The sequence below is a fragment of the Streptomyces phaeochromogenes genome, from assembly GCF_001418655.1.
In the GTDB taxonomy this organism is placed as follows: Bacteria; Actinomycetota; Actinomycetes; order Streptomycetales; family Streptomycetaceae; genus Streptomyces; species Streptomyces phaeochromogenes.
The window spans coordinates 1-23,935 of sequence record NZ_LIQZ01000406.1 but is presented as its reverse complement, the minus strand read 5'-3'; the positions used below and the strand labels follow the sequence as shown (position 1 = coordinate 23,935).

The 23,935-nt window shown below is 66.7% G+C and carries 27 protein-coding genes; 19 read left to right on the top strand and 8 right to left on the bottom strand.

Features of this window, described 5'->3' with window-relative positions:
• The first annotated feature begins 4 nt into the window (after positions 1-4).
• The 5 genes from AOK17_RS40770 (at position 5) to AOK17_RS51040 (ending at position 6,191) form a co-directional block, all read left to right on the top strand.
• The gene (locus AOK17_RS40770; RefSeq protein ID WP_055617701.1) at positions 5-406 is read left to right on the top strand and encodes a DUF742 domain-containing protein; all 402 of its coding nucleotides are present in this window, start codon (positions 5-7) and stop codon (positions 404-406) included.
• A complete protein-coding gene (locus tag AOK17_RS40765) occupies positions 387-1,049 on the top strand; it encodes a GTP-binding protein (RefSeq protein ID WP_055617687.1) in 663 nt (220 codons plus the stop codon). Before AOK17_RS40770 ends, AOK17_RS40765 begins: the two co-directional genes overlap by 20 nt.
• Positions 1,050-1,107: 58 nt before the next feature.
• Complete coding sequence (locus AOK17_RS40760) at positions 1,108-2,361, top strand: styrene monooxygenase/indole monooxygenase family protein (RefSeq protein WP_055617686.1); 1,254 nt, start codon at positions 1,108-1,110, stop codon at positions 2,359-2,361.
• A gap of 355 nt (positions 2,362-2,716) precedes the next feature.
• On the top strand, positions 2,717-3,577 hold the full coding sequence (locus AOK17_RS51045; protein WP_157881498.1) for a hypothetical protein: 861 nt from the start codon (positions 2,717-2,719) through the stop codon (positions 3,575-3,577).
• A 577-nt stretch (positions 3,578-4,154) separates the two neighbouring features.
• Positions 4,155-6,191, top strand: a complete 2,037-nt coding sequence (locus AOK17_RS51040; protein ID WP_157881497.1) for a hypothetical protein — start codon at positions 4,155-4,157, stop codon at positions 6,189-6,191.
• 87 nt (positions 6,192-6,278) lie between these two features.
• Here the strand turns inward: AOK17_RS51040 and AOK17_RS40755 are convergent, their stop codons facing one another.
• Both AOK17_RS40755 and AOK17_RS40750 read right to left on the bottom strand, forming a co-directional pair.
• Positions 6,279-6,944 (bottom strand): YdcF family protein, encoded by a 666-nt coding sequence (locus tag AOK17_RS40755; RefSeq protein ID WP_055617685.1) that lies wholly within the window; start codon positions 6,942-6,944, stop codon positions 6,279-6,281.
• Positions 6,941-7,735 (bottom strand): GntR family transcriptional regulator, encoded by a 795-nt coding sequence (locus tag AOK17_RS40750; protein WP_055617684.1) that lies wholly within the window; start codon positions 7,733-7,735, stop codon positions 6,941-6,943. The genes AOK17_RS40755 and AOK17_RS40750 overlap by 4 nt, the downstream gene beginning before the upstream one ends.
• Before the next feature lie 457 nt (positions 7,736-8,192).
• On the opposite strand from AOK17_RS40750, the gene AOK17_RS40745 reads away from it, so the two are divergent.
• The 8 genes from AOK17_RS40745 (at position 8,193) to AOK17_RS40710 (ending at position 13,603) form a co-directional block, all read left to right on the top strand.
• A complete protein-coding gene (locus tag AOK17_RS40745; RefSeq protein WP_055617683.1) occupies positions 8,193-8,459 on the top strand; it encodes a DUF6284 family protein in 267 nt (88 codons plus the stop codon).
• On the top strand, positions 8,456-8,899 hold the full coding sequence (locus AOK17_RS40740; RefSeq protein ID WP_055617682.1) for a Pycsar system effector family protein: 444 nt from the start codon (positions 8,456-8,458) through the stop codon (positions 8,897-8,899). Before AOK17_RS40745 ends, AOK17_RS40740 begins: the two co-directional genes overlap by 4 nt.
• On the top strand, positions 8,896-9,792 hold the full coding sequence (locus tag AOK17_RS40735) for a DUF2637 domain-containing protein (protein WP_055617681.1): 897 nt from the start codon (positions 8,896-8,898) through the stop codon (positions 9,790-9,792). Before AOK17_RS40740 ends, AOK17_RS40735 begins: the two co-directional genes overlap by 4 nt.
• Positions 9,789-10,181 (top strand): RRQRL motif-containing zinc-binding protein, encoded by a 393-nt coding sequence (locus AOK17_RS40730; RefSeq protein ID WP_055617680.1) that lies wholly within the window; start codon positions 9,789-9,791, stop codon positions 10,179-10,181. The genes AOK17_RS40735 and AOK17_RS40730 overlap by 4 nt, the downstream gene beginning before the upstream one ends.
• Positions 10,181-10,498 carry a hypothetical protein gene (locus tag AOK17_RS40725; RefSeq protein WP_055617679.1) on the top strand — a complete coding sequence of 106 codons (318 nt, stop codon included), beginning with the start codon at positions 10,181-10,183 and terminating at the stop codon, positions 10,496-10,498. The genes AOK17_RS40730 and AOK17_RS40725 overlap by 1 nt, the downstream gene beginning before the upstream one ends.
• A complete protein-coding gene (locus tag AOK17_RS40720; protein ID WP_425424679.1) occupies positions 10,492-10,671 on the top strand; it encodes a pRL2-8 in 180 nt (59 codons plus the stop codon). Before AOK17_RS40725 ends, AOK17_RS40720 begins: the two co-directional genes overlap by 7 nt.
• A 152-nt stretch (positions 10,672-10,823) precedes the next feature.
• The gene (locus AOK17_RS40715) at positions 10,824-12,941 is read left to right on the top strand and encodes a P-loop NTPase family protein (RefSeq protein ID WP_055617678.1); all 2,118 of its coding nucleotides are present in this window, start codon (positions 10,824-10,826) and stop codon (positions 12,939-12,941) included.
• 203 nt (positions 12,942-13,144) lie between these two features.
• The gene (locus AOK17_RS40710) at positions 13,145-13,603 is read left to right on the top strand and encodes a hypothetical protein (RefSeq protein WP_055617677.1); all 459 of its coding nucleotides are present in this window, start codon (positions 13,145-13,147) and stop codon (positions 13,601-13,603) included.
• On the opposite strand, the gene AOK17_RS40705 is transcribed toward AOK17_RS40710, so the two are convergent.
• Positions 13,604-13,852, bottom strand: coding sequence for a hypothetical protein (locus AOK17_RS40705; RefSeq protein ID WP_055617676.1), 249 nt, complete (start codon positions 13,850-13,852; stop codon positions 13,604-13,606). It lies immediately after the preceding gene.
• 488 nt (positions 13,853-14,340) lie between these two features.
• On the opposite strand from AOK17_RS40705, the gene AOK17_RS40700 reads away from it, so the two are divergent.
• The 5 genes from AOK17_RS40700 to AOK17_RS40680 all read left to right on the top strand — a co-directional run bounded on the left by AOK17_RS40700 (position 14,341) and on the right by AOK17_RS40680 (position 19,384).
• Entirely contained in the window at positions 14,341-15,069 is a 729-nt protein-coding gene (locus AOK17_RS40700; protein WP_055617675.1) for a DNA cytosine methyltransferase, read from the top strand.
• On the top strand, positions 15,066-15,914 hold the full coding sequence (locus tag AOK17_RS40695) for a bifunctional DNA primase/polymerase (RefSeq protein ID WP_055617674.1): 849 nt from the start codon (positions 15,066-15,068) through the stop codon (positions 15,912-15,914). The genes AOK17_RS40700 and AOK17_RS40695 overlap by 4 nt, the downstream gene beginning before the upstream one ends.
• A gap of 2 nt (positions 15,915-15,916) precedes the next feature.
• The gene (locus AOK17_RS40690) at positions 15,917-17,389 is read left to right on the top strand and encodes a hypothetical protein (protein ID WP_055617673.1); all 1,473 of its coding nucleotides are present in this window, start codon (positions 15,917-15,919) and stop codon (positions 17,387-17,389) included.
• A gap of 431 nt (positions 17,390-17,820) precedes the next feature.
• On the top strand, positions 17,821-18,063 hold the full coding sequence (locus tag AOK17_RS40685) for a helix-turn-helix domain-containing protein (RefSeq protein ID WP_055617672.1): 243 nt from the start codon (positions 17,821-17,823) through the stop codon (positions 18,061-18,063).
• A 79-nt stretch (positions 18,064-18,142) separates the two neighbouring features.
• On the top strand, positions 18,143-19,384 hold the full coding sequence (locus AOK17_RS40680) for a tyrosine-type recombinase/integrase (RefSeq protein WP_055617671.1): 1,242 nt from the start codon (positions 18,143-18,145) through the stop codon (positions 19,382-19,384).
• Between the two features lie 188 nt (positions 19,385-19,572).
• On the opposite strand, the gene AOK17_RS40675 is transcribed toward AOK17_RS40680, so the two are convergent.
• Both AOK17_RS40675 and AOK17_RS40670 read right to left on the bottom strand, forming a co-directional pair.
• Positions 19,573-20,259 (bottom strand): SDR family NAD(P)-dependent oxidoreductase, encoded by a 687-nt coding sequence (locus AOK17_RS40675; RefSeq protein WP_055617670.1) that lies wholly within the window; start codon positions 20,257-20,259, stop codon positions 19,573-19,575.
• A gap of 90 nt (positions 20,260-20,349) precedes the next feature.
• On the bottom strand, positions 20,350-20,742 hold the full coding sequence (locus AOK17_RS40670) for an ester cyclase (protein ID WP_055617669.1): 393 nt from the start codon (positions 20,740-20,742) through the stop codon (positions 20,350-20,352).
• Between the two features lie 118 nt (positions 20,743-20,860).
• On the opposite strand from AOK17_RS40670, the gene AOK17_RS40665 reads away from it, so the two are divergent.
• A complete protein-coding gene (locus AOK17_RS40665) occupies positions 20,861-21,484 on the top strand; it encodes a TetR/AcrR family transcriptional regulator (protein ID WP_055617668.1) in 624 nt (207 codons plus the stop codon).
• Between the two features lie 4 nt (positions 21,485-21,488).
• Here the strand turns inward: AOK17_RS40665 and AOK17_RS40660 are convergent, their stop codons facing one another.
• The 3 genes from AOK17_RS40660 to AOK17_RS40650 all read right to left on the bottom strand — a co-directional run bounded on the left by AOK17_RS40660 (position 21,489) and on the right by AOK17_RS40650 (position 23,901).
• A complete protein-coding gene (locus tag AOK17_RS40660; RefSeq protein WP_055617667.1) occupies positions 21,489-22,718 on the bottom strand; it encodes a C40 family peptidase in 1,230 nt (409 codons plus the stop codon).
• A gap of 108 nt (positions 22,719-22,826) precedes the next feature.
• Positions 22,827-23,165, bottom strand: a complete 339-nt coding sequence (locus tag AOK17_RS40655; protein ID WP_055617666.1) for a hypothetical protein — start codon at positions 23,163-23,165, stop codon at positions 22,827-22,829.
• Positions 23,166-23,175: 10 nt separating this feature from the next.
• On the bottom strand, positions 23,176-23,901 hold the full coding sequence (locus AOK17_RS40650; RefSeq protein ID WP_055617665.1) for a TetR/AcrR family transcriptional regulator: 726 nt from the start codon (positions 23,899-23,901) through the stop codon (positions 23,176-23,178).
• Between the last annotated feature and the right edge of the window lie 34 nt (positions 23,902-23,935).

Sequence of the window (23,935 nt, the reverse complement as noted above, 5' to 3'; positions counted from 1 at the left end):
CGACGTGAGCGGCACGCCCCGACTCCCGGTCCGCGGCGGCGACCGCAAACCCGCCCGCGTACGCCCGTACTCGCTGACCGGCGGCCGTACGCGCTTCGGGCACGTCCTGCTCGTCGAGACGTTCGTGGCGGCCCTCGAAGGATCGCCGGAGCGCCCGGAACTGGAGAATGGTTCACTCTCCACCCGGGTGATGCCCGAGATGCGGGCCATCGTCGAACTCTGCCGCCGGATGCGCACGGTGGCCGAGGTCGCCGCCCTGCTGAAGATGCCGCTCGGTGTGGTCCGGGTGCTCCTCAGCGACCTGGCGGACCAGGGAAAGATCCGTGTGTACGGAACAGGTCACGGCCCGGGACAGCCGGACCGCGCTCTGCTGGAAAGGGTGCTGAGTGGACTCCGTCGTCTCTGACGCCTCACGCGTCGCAGATGCCTCGCGATACCCCGGGCCTCCCCAACTCATAGAGTCCGACGATGAGTTGAAGGCCTGGCAGAAGGACCGTACGCGCGCCCCGATCGCCACGAAGATAGTGGTGGCCGGCGGCTTCGGCGTCGGCAAGACCACCCTCGTCACCGCCGTCTCGGAGATCACGCCTCTCCAGACGGAGGCGCTGATGACCGAGGCGAGCGAGGACACCGACGACCTCAGCTCGACCCCGGAGAAGCTGACCACCACCGTGGCCATGGACTTCGGCCGCATCACGCTCGACGACGACCTGGTCCTGTACCTGTTCGGCACGCCGGGGCAGCAGCGGTTCTGGTTCATGTGGGACGACCTGGTGCGCGGGGCGATCGGCGCGGTGGTCCTCGCCGACACGCGCCGCCTGAGGGACTGCTTCCCGGCGCTCGACTACTTCGAGAGCTGCGGCCTGCCGTACGTCGTCGCCGTCAACCACTTCGACGGCAGCGAGAAGTACGAGCCGGAGGACGTACGCGAGGCACTCACGATCCCTCCGCACATACCTGTCATGATCATGGACGCGCGCAGCAGGTTCTCGGCGATCGAGACCCTGCTGGCCCTCGTCGGCCACGCACTCGAAGTCAGCCCGGAATAAGACGCCGGAACAACCGGATCAAGACACCGGAACAAGACGTACGCAGAGAAGGACAGGCATGCGGAAGATACTCGTCGTCGGAGCCGGCCAGTCCGGACTCCAGCTCGCCCTCGGACTCCAGTCGAACGGGTACGAGGTCACCCTGATGTCCAACCGGACGGCGGACGAGATCCGTACCGGTCGCGTCATGTCGACGCAGTGCATGTTCCACACGGCGTTGCAGCACGAGCGCGATCTCCAGGTGAACTTCTGGGAGTCCCAGGCCCCGAAGATCGAAGGACTCGGCGTCTCGGTCGCCGCCCCCGGCTCGCACGACCCCGGCCCGACCCAGCGCGTGATCGACTGGGTCGGCAAGCTCGACGGGTACGCGCAGTCCGTCGACCAGCGCGTCAAGATGGCCGGCTGGATGGAGACGTTCGCCCAGCGCGGCGGCCAACTGGTCATCCACGGCGCGGCGGTCGGCGACCTCGACTACTTCTCGCGTACGTACGACCTGGTCCTCGTCTCGGCCGGTAAGGGCGAGCTGGTGTCGATGTTCGGCCGCGACGCCTCCCGCTCCCCGTACACGGAGCCGCAGCGCGCGCTGGCCGTCGCGTACGTCCACGGCCTGGGCCCGCGCCCGGAGCACCCGGACTACGACGCGGTCCGCTGCAACCTCGTCCCGGGCGTGGGCGAACTCTTCGTCATGCCCACCCTCACCACCTCCGGCCGGGCGGACATCCTCTTCTGGGAGGGCATACCCGGCGGCCCGCTGGACGCCTTCCAGGGCGTCAAGGACCCGGCGGAACACCTCTCCCTGACCCTGGAACTCATGGAGCGGTTCACGCCGTGGGAGTACGCGCGGGCCACCAAGGTCGAACTCACCGACGCCGGCGGCACGTTGTCCGGCCGCTACGCGCCCACGGTCCGCAACCCCGTCGGCCGGCTGCCCGGCGGCGGCCTGGTCCTCGGCGTCGGAGACGTGGTCGTCGCCAACGACCCGATCACCGGCCAGGGCTCCAACTCGGCCTCGAAGTGCGCCGCTTCGTACCTCGACTCGATCCTCTCGCACGGCGAGAAGGAGTTCGACGAGACGTGGATGCGGGACACCTTCGAGCGGTACTGGGACACGGCCCAGCACGTCACCAAGTGGACGAACGCGATGCTCGGCCCCCCGCCGGAGCACATCCTGAACCTGATCGGCGCGGCGGGCCAACTCCCCCCGGTCGCCAACCGCTTCGCGAACGGCTTCAACGACCCGTCGGACTTCGAGAACTTCTTCTATGAGCCGGAGAAGACCGGCGCCTACCTGGCCTCGGTCGCCGGAGCCTGACGGGGTTCTGACCAGCGGTCCGGCAGTCGTCATTGGTCGTTGTTGGCCGTTGTCGGCTGGCCTCGGACGGCCCACAGACGGCCCCGCTGTGAGTGACTGCCGCCGATGATGTGAGTCCTTATGGCAAAGCCCCCCAGCCTTGATTGGCTGGGGGGCTTCTCGTTGGTGGGGCGTGAAAGAGAAACAACGACGAACGTCGCACACAAGTGCGAACCGCCCACCCCTCTCATGATCGTGAAGGGACAATTCCGCAGGATCAGTTCCTATCGTGCTCATCGATCGTTAGAGTTCTGGTGTGATCAGAGAGCAATGGGACGGTGGAGAGTGGGAGTCGCACTGCCGTCGACTACTAGCGATGCGCTATGACTCTCGGATCCAGTTCATTCCTGCCAGAGATGGTGGAGACGGAGGGCTTGAAGCCTTTCGTCTCGAAGGGGTTGGCTACCAGTGCTACGCGCCGGCAGAAGCCTATTCTATTGAGTCTCTTACGCAGGGGCAAAAGAAGAAGATCTATAAGGACATCAAACGACTCTGCGACGACGTCGATGGCACATGTCGACTCTTGGGAGATATCCGCCTTCACACCTGGATTCTCTTGACACCTGAGTTCGACAGCCGCTCATTGGTGGAATATGCGCGCAAGAAAAGCCGCAAGATCCTCACCATGGATCCTCGGCCAAGATGGTGCGCAGACACATTCGAAATCCTAATTTACACAGACGAAGAATTTGCCGCTGAGCGCTCTCGCCTCTACGGAGAAGTTGACGCCAAGCTCAACATCGACGTCCCTCCGGTAGGCGACGATGAATTTACAACGCCCGCCACAACGGCTCTTAGCGCACGCATCGATGAAAAGTTGATCGTAGATCCTAGCCTGGCGGGTGATCCAGAATGGCTGAATGAGTATCGAAACGAAATGCTCAACGCTTTCTTTAGAGGCCAGGCGCAAATGTCTCACCTGGAGCGCGAGTACTCGGCAATTTATCAGGCGGTGAACCGCAGGCTAAGCAATGTCCTCGGTACGCTAACGATGACAGTATCTGGTATGCGAGAACCCGGTCCCGAGGTCATGGCCTCACTAGTTCGCAGAATCGCAGAAGGACTTCAGAAGGACGCCCCGGGCATCTCAAGCGTGCTATGCGAACAACTGGCCTGGTACGCCGTTGCCGAGTGGCTCATAAAGTGCCCGCTTCGCTTTCGAAGGGTGGCCGCATGACAATCCTCGGCAGTTTCAATGGATTCTATCCACCCGAAGAATTCTCAGATTTCCCGAGCGACTTAGTGGGACTGAAAGGGATTCCTCAGCGAGTCCCGCGCACTCCTGTCGAACTCACTCCTACAGCCATGCCAGTTCCAGTGCAGCGAAAAGCTGCCTGGCGCGTGACTCTAATTGTGTTAATCCTGGGCTCCTGCCATGGGAAATCGGCAACTATCGAACAGCTACACGCTCTGCTTTGGGCAGTATCTGACGTGAAAAATCGCAGCGATTTCTTGCAAGCTTGGCATACTCGCAGCCGCCTAAGCGCTCCACTAAGGCGGTTCAGTCCCGAGCTAGACGACACGTTGAACATTGGCAGAGCAGAGACACTCTTCGAAGAGAAGCCGAATAGTCGGCACACCCTGACGGTCAAGGGTAAGGAATATCTTCGCCTCGTAACCGCAGACGATAGTTTGATGCGTGACGAGAAAGTTTTCCTAACTCAAATCCGCCCAATTACCGCCGCCCGCATGTGGGACAATCTTGGATTGACCAAGACATCAACCCCTCCTCGCCCAGATTCAGGGAACGCAACGTGACGCTGAAAATCGCAGATCTGGAAATCTGCTCGCGAACTGAGCTGGGCACCCTCAGATATTTTGCCAACTTCCAAGAAGGGCTGAACGTACTCGCCGCCCCAAACAGCTTCGGGAAGTCCACTCTGCTGCAAGCCATCGTCTATGGCCTAGGACTTGAGGGGATGTTTTCTGCTTCCCGCAAGGCGCCGTTTGGTCCAGCTCTACTATCCGTTGCGGACTTCCCCGATGGAAGGCGGGCACGAGTCAGAGAGTCGTGGGTTACGGTCACTGTCAGGAACGAGGAAGATCGGCACCTCCGGTCAAAGAGATTCATTCTCGGCGACCAGGTTGACACTTCGCTTGTGCAGACATGGCAAGCCCGTTCATACGAGGACCTGGCCCGAGCGCGCCAGGTTGATATGTTCGTCAGGCAACCAGGCGCAGCTGCAAGAGAACTCGGATTCCACCATGAGCTGGCCAACTTTATGAAATGGGATCTACCCAAGGTCCCTGGATTTAATTCCGCAGAAGTGCCACTCTATCTTGAAGCAATCTTTCCCCTATTCTATGTCGAACAGAAATCTGGATGGTCGGGCGTCGCCCCCAGGATGCCGACTTACCTGCGAATTCGCGATGTGCTCCGACGATCAGTTGAGTTCACACTGGGGCTTTCCACATTGCAGCGGCTACGAGCGCAAGCCGCACTGAAGGCCGAAGAAGAACAGATCAAAACGTCGTGGACCAATGCGTACGAGCGAGCAGTCGAGTCTGCCGCAACAGTACGCGGCCGGATTTCGTTTCTCCCAGAGAATCCAGTCACACCGGCTCGTCGCCAACCCATGGTGATCGAAACGCTAGCGGATGAACAATGGCTCCCTCTAGAAACTGTCCTCAGGTCCTGGCGTGAGAGACTCAACGAACTTGAAGCAAGCAACGTGATTACGGCAGGTGCGAGGACAACGCAATCTCGTGACGAACTCGAATCAGCTGAAGATCAGGTTCGCGCACGTGGCGCTAGCCTTCGGCTAATCAACGAGCGCTTAGGCCTCACTCGCAATGATGTGGACATCCTGGCGGCACGACTGGCGACCCTGGAAGCGGAACGCCAACGCTTGGCAGATATGCGGAAGCTTCGCACGTTGGGCAGTGAACTCGGAATCGGCGTAGTTTCCCGTGATTCATGCCCTACTTGCGGCCAGGAATTGGATGGCCGCGAAGTTGCTACTGGTGTCGCCGCGAACTTGGAGACCTCCCTAGCAGAGGTGGAAGCAGAGAAAGAGACGGTTCTTTCTGTACAGAGGGCAGCTTCGCAACGCGTTGAAATGCTGGAAAGTGAAAAGCGTGCACTCCAAGCGCTACTGGATGATGCACGAGGGCAAGTTAGGGTTCTCCGAGACGAACTCTCTGGTCCATCGAGCATCCCAAGCAAGGCGCAACTGCACGAACAGATCCGCCTGAGTAACACAGCAGAGCACAGTCAGCGTCTCCTAGACTTCCTAGATCAACTGGGCGAAGTCTTTGATGACCTCTCCGAAAAATGGCAAGACGTTCGAGACCGCCTACGCGATCTTGGAACAGGGTCAATGAATCCTGATGACCAAGAGACGCTCAAAAACTGGCAGCGCAGCTTTCGGCAGCAAGTCACGGATTACGGCTTGCGCAGCATTCCACCAACAGAGCTGTCAATCGATCCTGAGTCGCTAGTTCCTGTGAATGATGGCATGGAGCTAGCATTCGATCTAACCATGGCCATCAGTGCCAGCGATATGATTCGAACAAAATGGGCCTATTATGTATCGCTATTCGAAGCTTCCAAGGAGGCCAAGAACGGACACCATGCCGACCTCTTGGTTTTTGATGAGCCTCGGCAGCATGAAACCGACCGCGGAAGCTTGGCAGCATTCGTGCGACGCCTAAGCGTTGGCGCTGCAGCCGGTTGTCAAGTTATCTATGCCACCAGCGAAGACCCTCGCGAACTCGGGGAGGTTCTCACAGGAATTCCCTGCAATATCCTTCCGACGCAGGGTCAGCATCTGCTCATGCCGATCGAATAGGGCCAAAGCGCGGGCATCATCGCATGAGGAGTTCACAACGCACGAAAGGCCCCGTCCTCCGACGGGGCCTTTCCGAGGCGCGGTAGCTCAGGCCCGTTCCGCTGCTTCTGGCACGAGTCGGCTCGTGAAGCCCTCGGCGCACAGTCGCTCGTAGGCAGCCTCGACGACGTCCGGGACATCTTGCTCGATGGCCAGACCCCAGCCGGGGAGCAAGAGCACGCGTTGCAGGGCGCCCACGGTCATGTCGATCACCATACGAGCGTCCCCGATGGAGTCGGCGTACTCCTCCAAGCCCATCGGCGAGGATGCGCACACCACCTCGACCTCGGCCCAGAGCTTCCGCATCATGGCGTACGACCGCCGCTCTTCGTACGGTTTACTCACGAGCAGGACGGACGAGGTCTGGATTCGGGCCTCGGCCAGCACTGCTTTCGTGAACTCGATGTTCTCCGCGGTGCTCGTAGCGCGCGATTCCAGCAACACGGCGGAATCGGGTACCCCGAGCTGCAATGCTCGCTCGCGGTAGTGGACCGCTTCTCCCCGCGGCATGCGCGTTCGGGTAGTGGGGCTGGTGGCCCCGGTGAACACAACGACCGGCGCCATGCCCTGGTGATACAGCTCCGCCGTCACGTCAGCTACACCGAGGTCGTGGCTGCCCAGGCCGACCGCCACTGAACAGGGCCGTGGGTCGTGGTGCATGCGGTGGTAGTCCCACAGAAGTCGGGCATCCGCCCACGCCTGTGCCGAGATCATTTCTGCCCCTTCCCGTCCTGTGCCGAGTCCGGAACCTTGAAGTCGTACTCCCACGCGAAGCGCGATGCCGCGTGGAGGCCGATGGCGTACTCAACGACCGTGCCGTCAGCGGTGTAGGTCGTGCGGTGCAGCTCCACGACGGGCTCTCCCGACGGCAACTGCAAGAGCTTCACTTCGTCCGACGTGGGGACGCGAGCGAACAGGGCCTCTCTCATGTGGTCGATCTCGTACCCCGCGTCGTACAGCACCCTGTATCCGCCGCCACGGCCGGCGGGTCCGGGCGTGGGGTCGACGATGCGCGTCCCCTCGACGTGTTCGGGTCGGTAGTAGCTGGTCAGTGTGTGGGTGGGCTGAGTGCCCTCCTTCACCAAGCGGGCGCGCGCGTACACCTCGGAGCCGACCGGGACACCGAGCCCCTCGGCAACGACAGCACTCGCTTCCACACGGCTCACGGTCTGTGTCTGCTCGTTGCGCTTGTACTCACGCCCTGACGCCACCCGGTCCGCGATGAACGCGACCTCATCGCCGTCACGCCACTTCGCCTTGTCGTACCGGGCGATACCGAGCCGCTTGAGTGGAGTGCGCGGGCGTACGACCGTGCCGTGCCCCCGTGACGACGTCACCAGTCCCTCGGTCTCAAGCGCTCTGTACGCCTGATGGACCGTGGACTTGGAGCCTTCCCCAGCCTCGACAAGGTCTCTGATCTGGGGCAACTGGGCCCCCGGCGCGTATTCGCCGCTTCTGATCTGTTCCGCGAGCCGATCCGCTAGCTCGCGCCATTTGGCTGCCACAGCCGATCTCCCTCCGATGCGTCCCAGTGAATCACAGTCCCAGGACTGTTGACAGTCCTGGGACTGCATGCCATCTTCGTTTCAGGCGGTCACAGTCCTAGGACAGTGAACTGGAAGAGTCTGCTTTGGGCTGCTTCTTAGCCGTGTCAGTTCGGAATAGCTCGCTTCCACATGGGGCCTGAGCTGGTCGTTCTTTGAGAACTCAACAGCGTGCTTGAGGTGAATCCGTCCCACCTCTGAAAGCAAGAGGGCGGGCGCGCACGGGTTTTGTCCCGTGTGCGATACAGCGCGACTGACCTTTCCGCGGCTCAGTGGCTGCGGCCGGTTGCCTCCGCTGCTCGTCTCGTACGAGCAGCGCTGAGGGGAGCCGGACTTCCGACTTCAACGGCGCGCGGCCCCGGGGGGCAACCCGGGGCCGCTGTTCGGGCCGTTCCACCTGTGAAGGGAACTACGACCCATGGTGCACATCGTCACTGTTCAGACGGTTGTTACCGCCGACGTTTTCGACCGCGAGCCGACGGCTGCGGAGCTGGACGCGATCGAGTGCGAGATGCCCGTCATTGAGGCGAGCATCGAGCTGCTGGACGCGCAGATCATCACGCTGGACCGCGTCCCGACGGAGCTGGACGCGCGGCGTATCCGCCGGGCCCACCGCAAGGTGCTGGCCGCCCGCCGCACGCTGGCGAACACCGCCGCGACGCACACGGCGGGGGTGGGCGCATGAGCACTCCCCAGACTCTCGCCGCCGCTCATGCGGAGGTGAAGGCGGAAATCTCGCGGACCGACACCAAGACCGGTCTGTTGCTGGCGTTCGTCGGTGCGGTGCTCGCCGGATCGTGGACGGTCGCCAAGGACGTCCCCCTCGCCGCTCCCGCGTACGTCGCGGGTGGTCTCGGGATGGGGCTGCTGGTTGCGGCGGCGGGTCTGCTGCTGCGGTCGGTGCGCCCGAACCTGCGGGGCGGGCACGGCTTCCCGCTGTGGGCCACGCTCACCGCCGAGCAGATCACCGCGACGCTGTCGGAGGATCTGAGCGCGGACGTCGCGAATCTGTCCCGTATCGCGCTGGCCAAGTTCACCGGCCTGCGCCGCGCGGTCGACCTCACGTGTGCCGGCGGGGCGCTTCTCATCCTCGCCGCGCTGCTCGCCCTTGGGGGTGCGGCATGAACCTCAACCGCAAAGGCAGGGCCGCCCTCGTGCTGGCCCTGGTCGTCGTGGTCGGCATGGCGTTCCGGGTGTCCTGGAACGCGCTGCGGGACATCGCGGGTGCGGTCGGGGCGGATGAGACGGCCGCGACGCTGTACCCGTTCGTGGTCGACGGCCTGATGGCGCTCGCCCTGATCGCCACGCTCGTGCTCACCGACGATGCGCGGAAGTTCGCGCTGCGGGTGCTGGGCACCTACACCCTCGCCTCTCTGGTCCTCAACTACGTTCACGGCCTCGTGCCCGGACTGCACGCGGACGGCGGGACGGTCGACTGGACGCGCCTCGCCGACTGGGACCCGGCGAACTGGGCGCTTGTGCTGCTCGCTACGTCGCTTCCGGTCGGCTCGATCTACTTCGGTTCCGACCTGGTCGCCAAGGTCCTGCACCACCGCGCCACCCCGATTCCGGCCCCGGTCGCGAATGCGGAGGAATCCACCAAGACCATGAGGATTCGGTCTACGGCTGACCTCGGAGAATCGACCCTCGCACCGATCACCGTGACACCAGTACGGATGCCCGATCCGGTCGAGATCGGGTTCGTGAAGTCGGCCCTGCCGCTCAAGCCCGTCCGGGTCGTTGCCTCGGCTCCGGTCACCCCGATCCCACCGCGCCCGGTACCGGCAGAGTCGACCCGCCCCCGTCGGGCCACCGGTCGACTCCCCGCAGCCGCCCGATCGACCCGCCCGAAGCGCACTCCGGCCCAACTGCTCGATGAGGCACGGAAGGTGTCCGCCGGTTGGCCGGACGCGAAGGTGACGGCTGAGGGCATCCGCCGGGAGGTCCACACCTCGCCGGCCAACGCCCGGATGCTGCGCGACACGCTGCTTGCCGAACGCGCCACCACCACCCAGTGAGCGGCGGGGCGTTCGGCAAGTGCTTCGACCCGAACGGCGCCCGCCACGGCATCCCCACCTTCCCGTGGCACTACGCCCCCGACGGCTATGCCACCTTCCGGCAACTCCGGGCGCGCGGTCTGCGCCCCGGCGGGCAACCGGTGGCCGCGCAGGTGCTGCGCCCTCGCTACCGGCGGGGGCCGCTGGTCGCCTATCTCTACCGCCTCGACTGCGCCAAGCCCGTACGCCCGATGACCCCGGCCCGGTGGGCGGCCCTGGCCAAGGCGAACGCCGCACGCCGTACGTGCCCGTCCTGCCGGCGCGATGCCGGATACGTGATCCCGCTCTCGCTCGGCACGTGCGTGCCGTGCGCCTACCCCGACCAGCCCGAACCAGAAGGGAACTCCTGATGGGTAACTCCGAGATGCGCCGCTTGGAACGTGAGATCGAGAAGACGAGCAAGAAGCTGGAAGCGGTCCGGCGGGGTGAGTGGTGGCCGCTGAACGGCCGTGAGCGCCGTGCCATCGCCGGGGCCCTGGTCGGAGGCTCGTACCAGGTTGCCCGGGGCCGGAGCACGGGCCGTGCGGATCAGCGGTTGGAGACGGCCGGCACGGCTGCGGAGATGCGGCTGAACGCGGAGCTGACCGCGCTGCACGGCGAGCGTCAGCGCCTGGTCACCGAGGCCGCCCGCGCCAAGGCCGCCAAGAAGAAGTCCGGGTGGTGGTGACCGTGCCCGGCGAGGACACGCCTGCGGGTGAGTGCCCGCAGTGCTGGCAGCACGCCCACGACAAGCGCGCACACCGCCACCTGCGCCCCCGGCAGGACTGCCCGCAGTGCGTCGACCACCTGCGCAACGGCCACCCGTACGTCGTGCCCAAGAGGCAGTCGAGCTGGTGGTGAGCGCCCCCTGCACGCGCACGTCCCGCCGCCTGAACCGCGCGGCACCCGCACACCTGATCTGACCGGGGTGGCCGCCTCTTTCCACGGACACGGCCACCCCGGCTCTCCCATGAACGTCCGCCCCCGCGGGGGCAGTCAGGAGCAGTTCCAGCATGTCTGAGAACGTCGTTCACCTCCACAAGCACACCGACCCGCCCGCCGACGAGGTGGCGCCCACGGTGCTGACCGTGGTGCCGGACGCCCCGGCGGCGCCGATCGTGCCGTTGTGGGTGCGCTCCGGCCGCGCGGTGAAGAACGCGGCCACCCACGAGACCACCAAGACCGCCGCACGGGCCATCGCCCGGCACAGCCTCTACACGTTCAACGGCGGGCGGATCGTGGCCCGTCGTACGTGGGACGGCAAGACCGGGGCCCGCTACGAGCGGATGATCCGGGCGGCTGAGGCCGCCGGGAACCTGGAAGTTGCGGAGGAGTGGGAGGAGCGGTTGCAGCGCTTCCGCGCCGCCCGCCACCACCGCCGCATGGACCTCCTCCACTCGCCGGTAGAGGCCGCCAAGGGCGTCGCGGTCGGGACCGGGATGGGGATCGGTGCGCTGGTCGCGCTCGGGGTCGTGATGGCGATCAACAACGGTGACATCGCCGATGTCATCACGCCGCTCGCGGCCACGATCAGCTTCATTGCCGCTCTGATCCGGATCGTTCAGGTGGTGTGGGGTCCGGCGCTCACGATCGGCCCGTTCCTCGCGCTGCTCGCGCTGTGGGCGGTCGGCAGCAAGCAGCAGGCGGCTCCGGCATGGTCGATGCCTGACCACGTCCGATCGGGCGAGGGCGAGCCGATCACTCCCTCGATCGTCGTCAAGGCCCTGCGTGACCTCGGGGTACCCGCCCTGCGCAACGCCATCAAGGACATGGGCGACGCCGGCGCCTCGATGCTCGGGCCGATCCGGATCGCCGGATGCGGCGTGGAAGTCGACGTGACGCTGCCCTCGGGGGTGTCGACGAACGAGGTTCAGCAGCGGCGCCGCAAACTCGCCGAGAACCTCACAAGGCACGAGCACGAGGTGTTCATCACCATCCCGACCGCCGCCCGCACGGTGCGACTGTGGGTGGCCGACTCCGGCGCGCTCGATGAGCCGATCGGCCCGTCTCCGCTGGTCACCGACGAGACGATGACCGCCGACTACGCCAAGGGCCGCGCCCCCTGGGGGCAGGACCTGCGCGGGGATGCCGCCGCGCTCAGTCTCTACCAGCGCCACCTCCTGATCACCGGTCTGTCGAACCAGGGCAAGACCGTCGCCCTGCGCTCGCTCGCCCTGTGGCTCGCGCTGGACCGCTCGGTCGAGTTCCTGATGGGCGACCTCAAGGGCGTGGGCGACTGGGCCATGTTCGACGGCCGCGCACGAGTGCTGATCCAGGGACCCACGGATGAGCACGTGATCCAGGTGACCGAGATGGTCGAGGGCGCGGTGGAAGAGATGAACCGCCGGATCCAGGCCCCGCCCGGCACCGTCTTCCCCGCGCTGATCGTGCTGGTCGACGAAGCGCAGATGGCGTTCATGTGCCCGGCCAAGGACGAGGACAAGCGGCCCTACGGCGGCTCCAAGGCCAACTCCCGCTACTTCATGGCGGTCCGCAAGATCCACAACCAGGGGCGTGCGGTCAACGTCCTGATGTGGCAGGGCACCCAGGACCCCACCGACCAGAATCTCCCCAAGCTGGTCCGCGAGGGCGCACACACCCGCGCCTCCCTCGCCCTCGGTACCGAGTCGCAGGCACGCATGGCGCTGGGCGACAAGGCCGTCGACGGGGGCGCCGCGCCCAACATGCTGCGCCCCGGCCTTGACCAGGGAACTTTGGTCGTGGCGTCTTCCGGCATCGACATTCCCGCCGGGCAGGCGGCCATCACGGTGCGCACGCACTACATCGACGACGACGCGGCCAAGGCCATCATCGAGCGGGCCAAGGCCCTGCGCGACGGCGTCACCACCCTGCATGCCGTCGACCGCGACTCCGACCGTGACCCGCTCGCGGACATCGCGTCCGTGGTCGGCACGGCGGAGCGGGTCCGCACGAAGGACGTGCTGTCCCGGCTCGGCACGCTCAACGCCGACGCCTACGGCGGCTGGTCGTTCATCGACCTCAAGCGCGTCCTGGACGGCACCGGGTCCGAGCCGTACAAGTCCGACGGGGTCATGGTCGTCGGCCGTGACCGGCTCACTCGTGCGCTCGCCAACCGTGACGACACGGGTTCCGCTTCCGCTGCTGAGTGACAGGGAGCCGACCGGTGGCGGGGCAGGGAGGCAGGGAGAACTCCCTGACCCCCTCCCTGCCCCGCCTCCCTCGCCCTGACCTGCACAAATGATCGTTCAGGGAGGCAGGGAGGCGCCGCAGGTCAGCCCCCTGAAACCCCTCCACAGTGCACCCCCAAGGGGGTGCCTGAGCCTCCCTGACCCACTGCCGGAAGGGATTCCGCATGTACCCCGAACACTCCGATTACCTGCCCGCCGAACGGGCCGTGACCGTCCACCAGCCCACCCCCATCACCCACCCGCAGGCCGCGCCGCTCGTGCCCGTGCAGCCGGGCAGCGTCCCGGCGGTGGCGAGCGTCGTCCTGCCCGACGGGCGGGTCGTCACCGGCTACGCGATCAGCCCCGTGCAGCCCGAGCCCCTCACGGCCAAACCGCCCGTGTCCCGTACGGCGGTGAACGTCGCCCTCGGGGGCGTCGGGTTCCTCGCCGTGTGCGGCGGGTTGCTGTTGCTCACGTCGTTCATCGCAGCCCTGACCGCGCTCATCACCCAACTGATCACCCTGGCCGCCGTCATCTTCGGCGGATGGGTCGCCGTGCAGATCTTCGGCGCGAGCGGCCACAGCGGCGGCAACATCTTCCACATCCGCAAGGCCGTGATCAAGCGCAACCACTTCAACGGCTAGTTACCCGGCTTCGCCGCGAACAGCAAGGCGGATCTCTCCGGAGTCGTCCGCAATTCGATTGCGTCGTTGCACCTCGCGCAACTGCTCCACTAGCTCTTCACCGCTGGCATCGAATGACACTTCCGGCGCGTCGACGAATCCCGAGCGCTCCCCGTCCTCCAGCTTCATCGTTAGTTCCGGCGCGCCATCGGGTTGTGTAGCCACGGTGGTAATTTCCCCTTGGCCGTCGTACACGACGAAGAGACGCATTTCTCGCTCCTTTCGCTCACGCGTTAATGACTGCGAGAGTGGCGGAAAATGACGTGATCGGTTTGGTGCCATCGTTGAGCGCGTAGAGGTAGTAATTGTAGTTGCCGCTGCTTTCGTCCAGAATCGTCCGGGCGTACTCAAAAACAAACCCGGGATTGTGGCCCCCTCCAGTCAAAACCACCGCAGTGGCCGCGAGAACTCTGTCCCGGACCGGGGGGCCCCATCCAAAGATCTTCTGGTTTGCTGGCTGGACCGTGGAGACGAATGTGTAATTGAAGCAATTAACAGTGGCCACTTTTATCGCCTCTCACTCTCTTGGGCTGCTTACGGGAGGCCGGACCGTCAATCCGGGCGATAAGGCCAATGTCTCACGGAATTCCGCACTGTGCAGCCCGAGGATTCAGCTATGCCAAGGGCGGCCCCCTCTCGCCAAAGACCGGGGCCGCCCTGGCCAACCAGACCCATCCAAGGAACTGGAGACATCCAGCATGAGCCAACCCACCGACATCCAGCGAGTACGCGCCCTACGGCCGCGTGTGCTGGACGTGTTCTCGTGCGCCGGCGGTGCCGGTACCGGCTACCACCGGGCCGGTTTCGCCGTGGACGGCGTCGACATCGCCGACCGACCCAACTACCCGTTTCCGTACCACCGGGGCGACGCCCTCGCCTACCTCGACCGCCTCATCGTCACGGGTGAGATCCGCCGGTACTCGTTCGTCCACGCCTCCCCGCCCTGCCAGGACAAGTGCACGTTGACCGTGGGCACGAACCAGTCCCAGGGATGGGGCGGCACCCACGAGGACCTCGTGGCACCGACCCGGGACCTGCTCGACAGGACCGGTCTGCCGTACATCATCGAGCAGCCCAACGGCCGCGCGGAGATCCGCAAAGACCTCACCCTGTGCGGCGAGATGTTCGGTCTCGGGGTCATCCGCCACCGCAACTTCGAGTTGGGCGGCTGGACCGTCGCCCGGCCGGCGCACGTCCCGCACCGAGGCCGCGTACGCGGGTGGCGGCACGGCGAGTACTTCGACGGCCCGTACGTCGCCGCGTACGGCAGCGGCGGCGGCAAGCCGACCGTCCCGGAGCTGCAAGCGGCCATGGGCATCACGTGGACCGACGTCCGCGAGGAACTGACCGAGGCCATCCCGCCCGCCTACGGCGAGTTCATCGGCCGCGCGTTCCTCGCCCGTACGGCGCTGGGGGTGGCCGCATGACCGCGCTGCCCGATCACCTGCGGACCGCGCTGAGCCTCGCGACGGCCGGCGTCCCGCCGCTGCCTCTCCGGGCGGGGAAAGGACCCTTCGGCAACTGCCGTACCTGCGCCCGGAACGCGTGCGGCGGCCGGCCGAACATGAGGACCCCCGGTCCCTGCGCCTGCCCGCACCCGTGCCACGCGTGGGCCGCCGCCACCACCGACCCGCAGACCCTCAACTCCCCGCAGTGGGCGACCGCGTGGCGTACGGCCGCTGCGGTCGCCTACCACCCCGGCGGGGCAGGGGTGACCGTGGTCGACCTGGACAACGCGGCGGCCATCGCATGGGCCCGCGCCACCCTGCCCGCAACGCGCACGGTGGCGACGACGCGGGGAGAGCACTGGATCTACCACGGCGTCATGCAGTCCGTGAACGCGGTAAGGCCCGGCGTCGACATCAAGTCCCTTATGGCGTACGCCCGTTGGCTCGGACCCGGCACGGGCACCACGGCCGCTCTCCCGGCCGTTGTCCGCGCACTGGCAGTAAAGGAGCCGTCGACCCCCCACAGGGTGCCACAGGCCCCCGCAGTGCCCATAAGGGGGCAAAGCGGAGCATGCCCGCACCGCACGCCCACCTATCTTGAACGTGGCATCGCCATGGCGGAACAGCGCATCACCGACGCTTCCAGCACGGTGCACGCGACCGTCTACCGGACGTTCCTGGCGGTGCTGTCCACGCACGGCCGGTGCGGCTGCCTCACCGACACCCACACCGCCCGGCTGTTCACCGCCGCGCAGACCAAGGGCGAAACCGTCCGGCACTGCACCGACGCGTGGACCAACGCCCGCACCGCATTGGGGCTGTAGCCATGTCTGAGGACGAGAAGGACCCGGCTCGCAAGGTCATCACCGACTACGCACAAGCACACTTCCGGTACTTCCGCACCGCCGACGGAACCGTCTACGCACAGAAGAACGCCCACCCCGTCGCCCGCCCCATCCGCTCCCAGGGCACCACGGGCAGCCACCGCCAGGAACTCATGGTCGGCCTCTTCCGCGACGGGATCGGCGTGTTCAACGGGACCGCGCTCAAGGAGGCGTTGGACCTGATCGAAGCACTCGCCCTGACCGAGGACGTACAGCCCGTCCACATCCGCGTAGCCCCCGGATTCGACGGGGCCACGTGGCTGGACCTGGGCCGCGACGACGGACAGTCCGTCCGCATCCACCCCACCGGCTGGGACATCCTCACCCCCGACCCGCAGGAAGTGTGCTGGCGACGCACCCAGCTCACCGGCGAACTCCCCCTGCCCGCCAAGGACACCGACGGCAAGGGCATCGACCTGCTGCTGAGGCTGTGCAACTTCGCCACCGCCGAGACCGAGTGCCTGGCCATCGCGTGGCTGATCGGCTGCCTCGGACCGTCCGTGCCCGTCCCTGCCCCGTTCCTCACCGGCCCGCAGGGCGCGGGCAAGTCCACCGGCGGGCGGATGCTCGTGCGGATCGTCGAAGGCATGACCGGCGACCTACGCCGGGCACCCAAGGACGAAGAGAACCTGATCGCGGCCGTGGCGGCGGGATGGGTGACCGCGCTGGACAACCTGTCCCACATGACGCCGGACCTGTCCGACGCCATGTGCCGCATCGTCACCGGCGCCGAGGATGTGAAGCGGGCCCTGTTCACCGACGGGGACGTGTTCCGCGTCAGCTACCGCCGGCCGCTACTCCTGACCGGTATCGACGTGGGCGTCATCCGGCCCGACCTCGCCGAACGGCTCCTGCCGCTGCGGTTGGAGCGGCCCCGGGTACGGCGCACCGAGGATGAGCTGTGGACGGACTACGCGGAAGTGCTGCCCGTGGTGCTCGGCTCGCTGCTGGACCTCACGGTCAAGGTGCGGGCCGTGGATACGGTGACGCCCACGGATCTGCGGATGGCGGACTTTGCCCACCTGTGTGCGCAACTTGACGCGGCCACCGGTCTGGGAGCGCTCAACGCCTACCGGGCCAGTCTCGATGACCTCAACGACGACGTGATCGAGGGCGACCTGTTGGCGCAGACCGTCATTGAGTACGCGGCGGGCATGGAGGCGGGCGCGGAAGAGCGGATGACGTCCACGCAGTGGCTGCACTGCCTCAGCCGCCTCTACGCGGGCGAGGAACTGCGGGCCCTGCCCAAGGGGTGGCCGACCACGGGCAAAGTCCTCTCCGACCGTCTCAAGCGTCTTCAGCCCACCCTCGCCGCCCGGGGCGTGATCATCGACTCCGGCCGCACCAAAGAGGGCCGCTACATCGAAATCACCCGACTCGCCCCGCCCTCACACGAGCAGGAACGGGCGTTCTGACCGCGCCACCGCGAACAAGCAAGAGGAGCACCCCGGGCGCGGCGTGCTCCTCTTGCTGTTCGCCGCCGCGCGGCGCCCCAAGGACGTGCCGCGAAGCGGCCCCTTCTTCACTCTCTGAGATGCACCAAAGCACCACAGACAGCCCCTCTTTTTTCCTAAGTAGGGGGAGGCTGCGTCACCTGCGTCACCCGACCCCGGAAAACGGCCGGTGACCTGCGCAGACACGGGTGACGCAGACGGCCTTTGTCTGCGTCATCGTGCGTCACCTGCGTCACCGATGACGGACAGTCTGCGTCACCGGTGACGCACGCCCAGCCTTCTGCGTCACCTCAAACCCGCAGGTCAGAAGCGTGTATGACGCAGATGACGCGGGTGACGCAGAAATCCCCACCTCGGACACACACGGACCCGCCCGCGCACGGAGGACCGCCATGAGCACCGCAGGTGAACAGCCGGACCCGCGCGCCACGCTCCGCGCCGGGTTGCCGGACCGGTACCTCACCGCCGACGACATCGCCGAGATCTTCGAGGTACCCAAAGAGACCGTCTACCAGTGGCGCAAGAAGCGCATTGGTCCGCCCGGATTCCGCATCGGCAAGTACATCCGCTACGACCCCGCCGACGTGCTCGCCCACGTAGCCGAACGCAAGAGCACCGACCAAGACGCCGCCTGACCCAACACCCACCACAGACAGCAGGGAGAGCCGCCATTCAGCGGCTCTCCCTGCTACGTGTCGAGAGGACCGCCGCCACATGGCAGGCCACATCCAAGACCGCTGGTACAAGACCGAAACCACCCCCGACGGCAAGACCGTCAAGGTCAAGACCGACCGCCACGGAGCGGGCATGCGCTACCGGGCCCGGTACGTCGGCCCCGACGGCACCGAGAAGTCCAAGAGCTTTCCCGACCGTCAGAAGCGTCAAGCCGAACAGTGGCTTGTCCACATCGAGGCCGATATGTCGCGCGGTCAGTACGTCGACCCGCGCGCAGCAAAAACCACGTTCCAGCAGTTCACCGAGAAGTGGCTCAAGACACTCGGGTCAGACCCGAACACTCTCGAATCCATGAACTCCCAACTCAGGCTCCACGCTTTCCCGTACATCGGCTCTCGCCCTCTCGGATCGTTTCAGCCGGGGCACATCCGTGAGTGGGTGGCGATGCTCGAACAGAACGGTCTGCCAGGCTCGTACGGCAGGGCCATCTATGCGAACGTGCGTGCCGCTCTGAGTGCCGCTGTCGACGACGGTCACCTGAGCCGCAACCCGTGCTCCGCAGGTTCCGTCAAACCGCCGGCGCTTGACCCCAAGCGCGTGGTGCCGTGGTCGGCTGAGCGCGTGTTCGCCGTACAGGCTGCGATGCCGGAGCGATACCGGGCGATGGTCGATCTGGGGGCCGGTTGCGGAATGCGACAAGGTGAGATCCTCGGAGTAGCCGCGGACGCGCTCGACTTCGACTCCGACACCCTGCACGTGGTGCAGCAACTCAAGCTCAGCCGGAGCAAGCCCGTGTTCGCCCTGCCCAAGGGTGGCAAGACGCGGCACGTACCGCTTCCCGGGCCCGTAGCCGATGCGCTCAGGGCCCACATGAAGCAGTTCCCGCCCGTTGAGATCACTCTGCCCTGGAGGACGGCCGACGGACCGAAGGTGACCCAGCGGCTCATCTTCCTGGCACCGCGCGGCAATCATGTGTGGCGCACCTCCCTGAATGAGGAAGCGTGGAAGCCCGCGCTTGTCGCGGCCGGAGTCATTCCCGAGCCGGAGACAGAGGGAGAGGGGTACGCCGCAGCACGCGAGCACGGTATGCACGCCCTGAGGCACTTCTACGCGTCGGCGTTGCTGGACGGAGGGGAGAACATCAAGGCCGTCAGCGAGTACCTGGGGCACAGCAATGCGGCGCTGACGCTTCGCATCTACGCTCATCTCATGCCGAGCAGCCAGGAACGTACGCGCACGGCGATCGCAACCGTCTACGACAAGGCGCAACGCCCGGTCTGACGGCCCACAGACGGCCCACGGCCCCCTACAGGACCGTCAGTTGGGGTGAATCCGCAGCTAGGACGCCTGTAGGGCCGTGAGTTGGCTTCTCTGAGCCGGAGAAGACGGGCGCGTACCTGGCCTCGGTCGCCGGAGCCTGACGGGACGGTCGAACCGCCCCTCGACGCGCTCGTCCCTGTGTACGGCGGCTACCAGCGCAACTCCCCGTTCTCGTCCTGGAGAGTTCCCGTGGGACCGTCCGCGTCGAGGGTTGCCAGGCGCACCACGGTTCTGGCGCTCTCTTCCACCGGCCTTCCGATTCCGAGGGCCGCGGTCATGTCCGTGGCGGTGGTGCCGGGCTCAAGGGCGTTGAACTTGATGCCCGGCTGGGACTTGGCGTACTGGACCGTGAGCATGGTCGCGGCCGACTTGGACGCGGAGTAGAGCGCCAACGGCACGTTGAACTCCGGCCGGTCGGGGTTGTTCACCGCCCAGAACGACCCGAGGCTGCTCGAAACGTTGACCACGGTGGGGTTCGAGGACTTGCGCAGCAGGGGAAGTGCCGCCTCCGTGACGCGCACGACTCCCACCGTGTTGGTGTCGAACACCCGCACCGCCTCGGGGCCGTTGGTGACTTCGCTCCCGAGGATGCCGGCGTTGTTCACGAGGACGTCGAGCCTGCCCTCGGCCGAATCGATCGTCGCCAGCGCGCTGCTCACCGACGCGTCGTCGGTCACGTCGAGCTGCACGAATCGCGCGCCGAGCGTGGCCGCGGCCTTTTCCCCACGCTCGACGTCACGCGCGCCTATGTAGACGACGTGGCCCAACTCCAGAAGCTGTCTGGCTGTCTCGAAGCCGATGCCCTTGTTGGCCCCGGTGATCAGTGTGACGGTCATGCCTTTCCTCCAGAATCAAGTGGCCGGAGTGGGCTGTCGCCGACGTCCGGACTGTTCCTCGCGTGCTGGTGCTGGTGCTGATCGGGCCGGTCAGCCGGTCAGCTGGCGGCGCATTTCGGCGGCGTCGTGCAGGGCGGTCATATGCACGAACCGCCCGTCGCGGACCTGGTAGATGGCGTACTCGACGATCTCGAACGAGGCGCCGGTGGGGGCCACGCCGAGCCACTCCTTCACCGGCGTACCCGTGTTGATCAGGCGCGCGGCCAGCCGGTCGCCGTCGAAGAGCAGTTCCTTGAGCTCCCAGTGGAGGTCGGGAACCGCGTCCACGTCCCGCTTCTGTACCGCGAGAAGGTCGTCCCGGGTGGCGGGCTCGCCGTTCAGCGTGGTCCGGTCGTCGATGAACTCGTCCATGCCGTCGAACTTGTGGGCGTTGAGCTGCTCGACATAGCGCATGTAGAACGCGCGCAGATCACTGTCGGACATCGGATGGCCTCTCTGTGTGGCGGCGGCGCGCGACCTCCCCCGACTTCTGTATCGATCGCCGCAGAAGTCGACGATAGCACTTCCGTAGCGATCGATGCGGAAGAGGTAGACTGCGGGGGTGGAGACGAAACAGAGCGGTCCCGGACAGGGCGGCCTCATCGGCCGGCCGCGAGGGTTCGATGCCGACGAGGCACTCGAACGAGCCATGCTGGTCTTCTGGGAGCACGGCTACGAGGGGGCCAGCCTGGCCCGTCTGACGAATGCGATGGGCATCTCCACCACCAGCATGTACGCCGCCTTCGGCAACAAGGAGGCGCTGTTCCGCAAGGCCCTGGAGCGCTACACCGAAGGCCCGAGCGCCTATCTGCCCCGGGCCCTGGAGGAGCCGACCGCCCTCGGCGTCGCCACGGCGATCCTGGCCGGCACCGTTCGGACCACCACCCGCCCGGCCCAGCCCAACGGCTGCCTGGGTGTCCAGAGCGCCCTGACCGTCAGCGACGCCGGCAAGGAGGTCCGCGACCTGCTCGTCGCCTGGCGCGACAACGGCTACTCCCTCATCCGTGAGCGGTTCCAGCGGGCCGTCGACGACGGCGACCTGCCTCCGGAGACCGATCCGCGGCTACTGGCCCGCTACCTCACCGCCCTGGGATACGGCATCGCCGTGCAGGCCGCGAGCGGTGTGGGCCGCGACGAACTCCAGGAGATGGCCGACGCCGCGCTGCGCAACTGGCCGCTCTCCTGAGCTCCTACCTCGGAAGCGGGTCGGTCGTGGCCGGCCCCTCGGTCCCCCGTGCCCCTGGGTCGGCGGGGGTGCTGTAACCCTCGTCCGAACCGTCCGTCGCGCCCTCGGGGAGCTCCGGCGGGGTATAGCTCGGCAGTGACTCCTCGTCGGTGTCCGGGCGGACCGCGCCCAGGATCGGGTTGGCGGCGATGGGGGACACCTTGACCGTCGCCCCCGGCCTCGGGGCCTGGACGACCATGCCATCACCCAAGTACATGGCGACATGAGTGGCCTCGGGGAAGTAGACGACCAGGTCTCCCGGGCGCAGCTCGCTCAGTTCGACGTGCGGCAACTGGGCCCACTGCTCCTGGCTGGTACGGGGGATGGCGCGGCCCGCGCTGCCCCAGGCCTCCGAGGTGAGACCGGAGCAGTCGTACGTGTCCGGCCCCTCGGCACCCCACTCGTACGGCTTGCCGATCTGGTCCACGGCGTGGCGCAGCGCCCGGTCCCCCTCACGGGAGGGAGGCCGCGCACTGCTCAGCGCGCCCGAGGTCACCAACTCGTCCTGCGCCTCGGCCACTCCCGACTTCTCCAACTCGGCCACCCGGGCGAGCTGTTCGGCGCTCAGTGAGACGAGCAGCTCCTCGACGTCCTTCAGCCGCTTGCCGACGAGGTCGCGGTCCTTCTTCTGCCGTTCGGCGAGGGTGAGTTGCTCGTCGAGCGCGCGGCGGGCCTCCCGCGCCAGCCCGTCGGACCTCCGCTCGTCCACCGCCAGCCGGTCGACCGTTCCGGCGCGCTCCAGCGAGACCTGCCGGATCACCTGGCCCTGGTCGAGCGCGTGTTGAGGATCGCGGGCGAGCAACAGCCGTACGTACGAGGAGATTTCGCTCGTGCCCTGGTACTGCTGCCGGGCGAGCCGTCCCGCCGCGCCGCGGCTGCCCTGGAGCGAGAGCCGGGCCGCGGAGAGGCGCCCGTTGAGCCTGGCGACCTCGGCCCGCTGCCGCTTCAGCTTCTCCTCGGTCGCGTTGTACGTCTCGGTCGCCTCCTCGGCCTCCCGGTACAGCCGCTGGAGGTCGGTCAGCAACTCGGCGACGGACGGCTCGCCCTCCGGTACGGAACCCGGTGCCGAGCTCTCGCCGGGCTCGGCCACCGGACTCTCGCCGGGCTCGGGCACCGCCGCCGCGGGGCCGGGTGCGAGGACGGCGCCGGCCGCGATCGCCGCCGTACAGACCAGCCGCAGAAGCCTTCCTGACACGTCATCACCTCCGGTGCGGGGCGCGGCCCTTCCGCTCCTCCGCACCACGAGCGTCAGACGCGCACGCGAACCCCGCGCGGCGAGCGTGGGCGATCCGGCCCAACGAGGTCACTCGTCGGTGTCGTCCGACTTGCCGTCCGGCGTGGCGTCTGGCTTGATGCGCGCCGCGATGTCGGGCTTCGGCTCCGGCTTGGACCACGGCCACCTGAGCCTGCCGCCGCTCGTGTCGTCGGGGTCGTACTGGTACTTCCACCCCTGGTGCAGCGCGAGCCGCCTGCTGGTCCCCGCCTGTACGCGCCGGTAGACGAGCACGGTCGGCGGGCCACCGGCGTTGTCCGGGACCGGGACCCGGTACACCTTCGGCGGGTGTCCGGTCGCACCGAGCAGGACCGGCAGCACCCGGCCGTCCAGGGGGCCGCCTTCGAAGGGGGTGTCTTCGCTCTTCACGCAGCCAGTGTCACAGCAGGTGGCCCGCGTCGCTCACCACGGGCAGCACCGCCCGGGCGAACGTGCCCATCGGGCCGTCCGCGGGCTCCATCGCCAGCGCGGCCCGTACGGCACCGGCCGTCTGGGCGTCGCGCCCCGCCGTCGCCACGAGGCACGCGACGAACTGCTCGACGAGCCAGTCCCGCAGCTCGTCCAGCGGCGGTTCCTTCTCCTCGTCCAGCCAGATCAGGGAGGCGGCCTCGACCGCCGTGATCCACATCCGGACGGTCATACGCAGCCGGGGTGCCGGTTCCTCGACCTCCAGATGAACCAGGATGTGCTCGGCGGCGGCCCGTCGCACGCCGTCCACGATGGCCGTGGTGCGGGACGTCTCGACGACGCTTCCGCCCTGGAGCAGCGCGCTGAAGCCGGCGTCGTGTTCGTCCACGAAGGCGAGGTAGCGGTCGAGGGCGTTGGAGAGTCGTCGGGTGAGCGGGCCCTCCGGGGGTTCGGCGAAGCAGTGCGTCAGCTCTTCCGCGGCGGACCTGAGCGCGGCCTCGTACAGCTGCTGCTTGCCGCCGGGGAAGTACCGGTACACCAGAGGGCGTGAGACGCCGGCCGCCTCCGCCACGTCGTCCAGGGAGACGTCCTCGGGGGCCCGGGCCGCGAACAACGACAGGGCCGCGTCGAGCAATTGGCTCCGCCGCTCCTCGACGCCGAGTCGCCGGTACGCGCGTGTGGGAACCTCCGAGGCCATGTCCTGCAGCGTAACCTTTCTCGCCCCCGCCGCC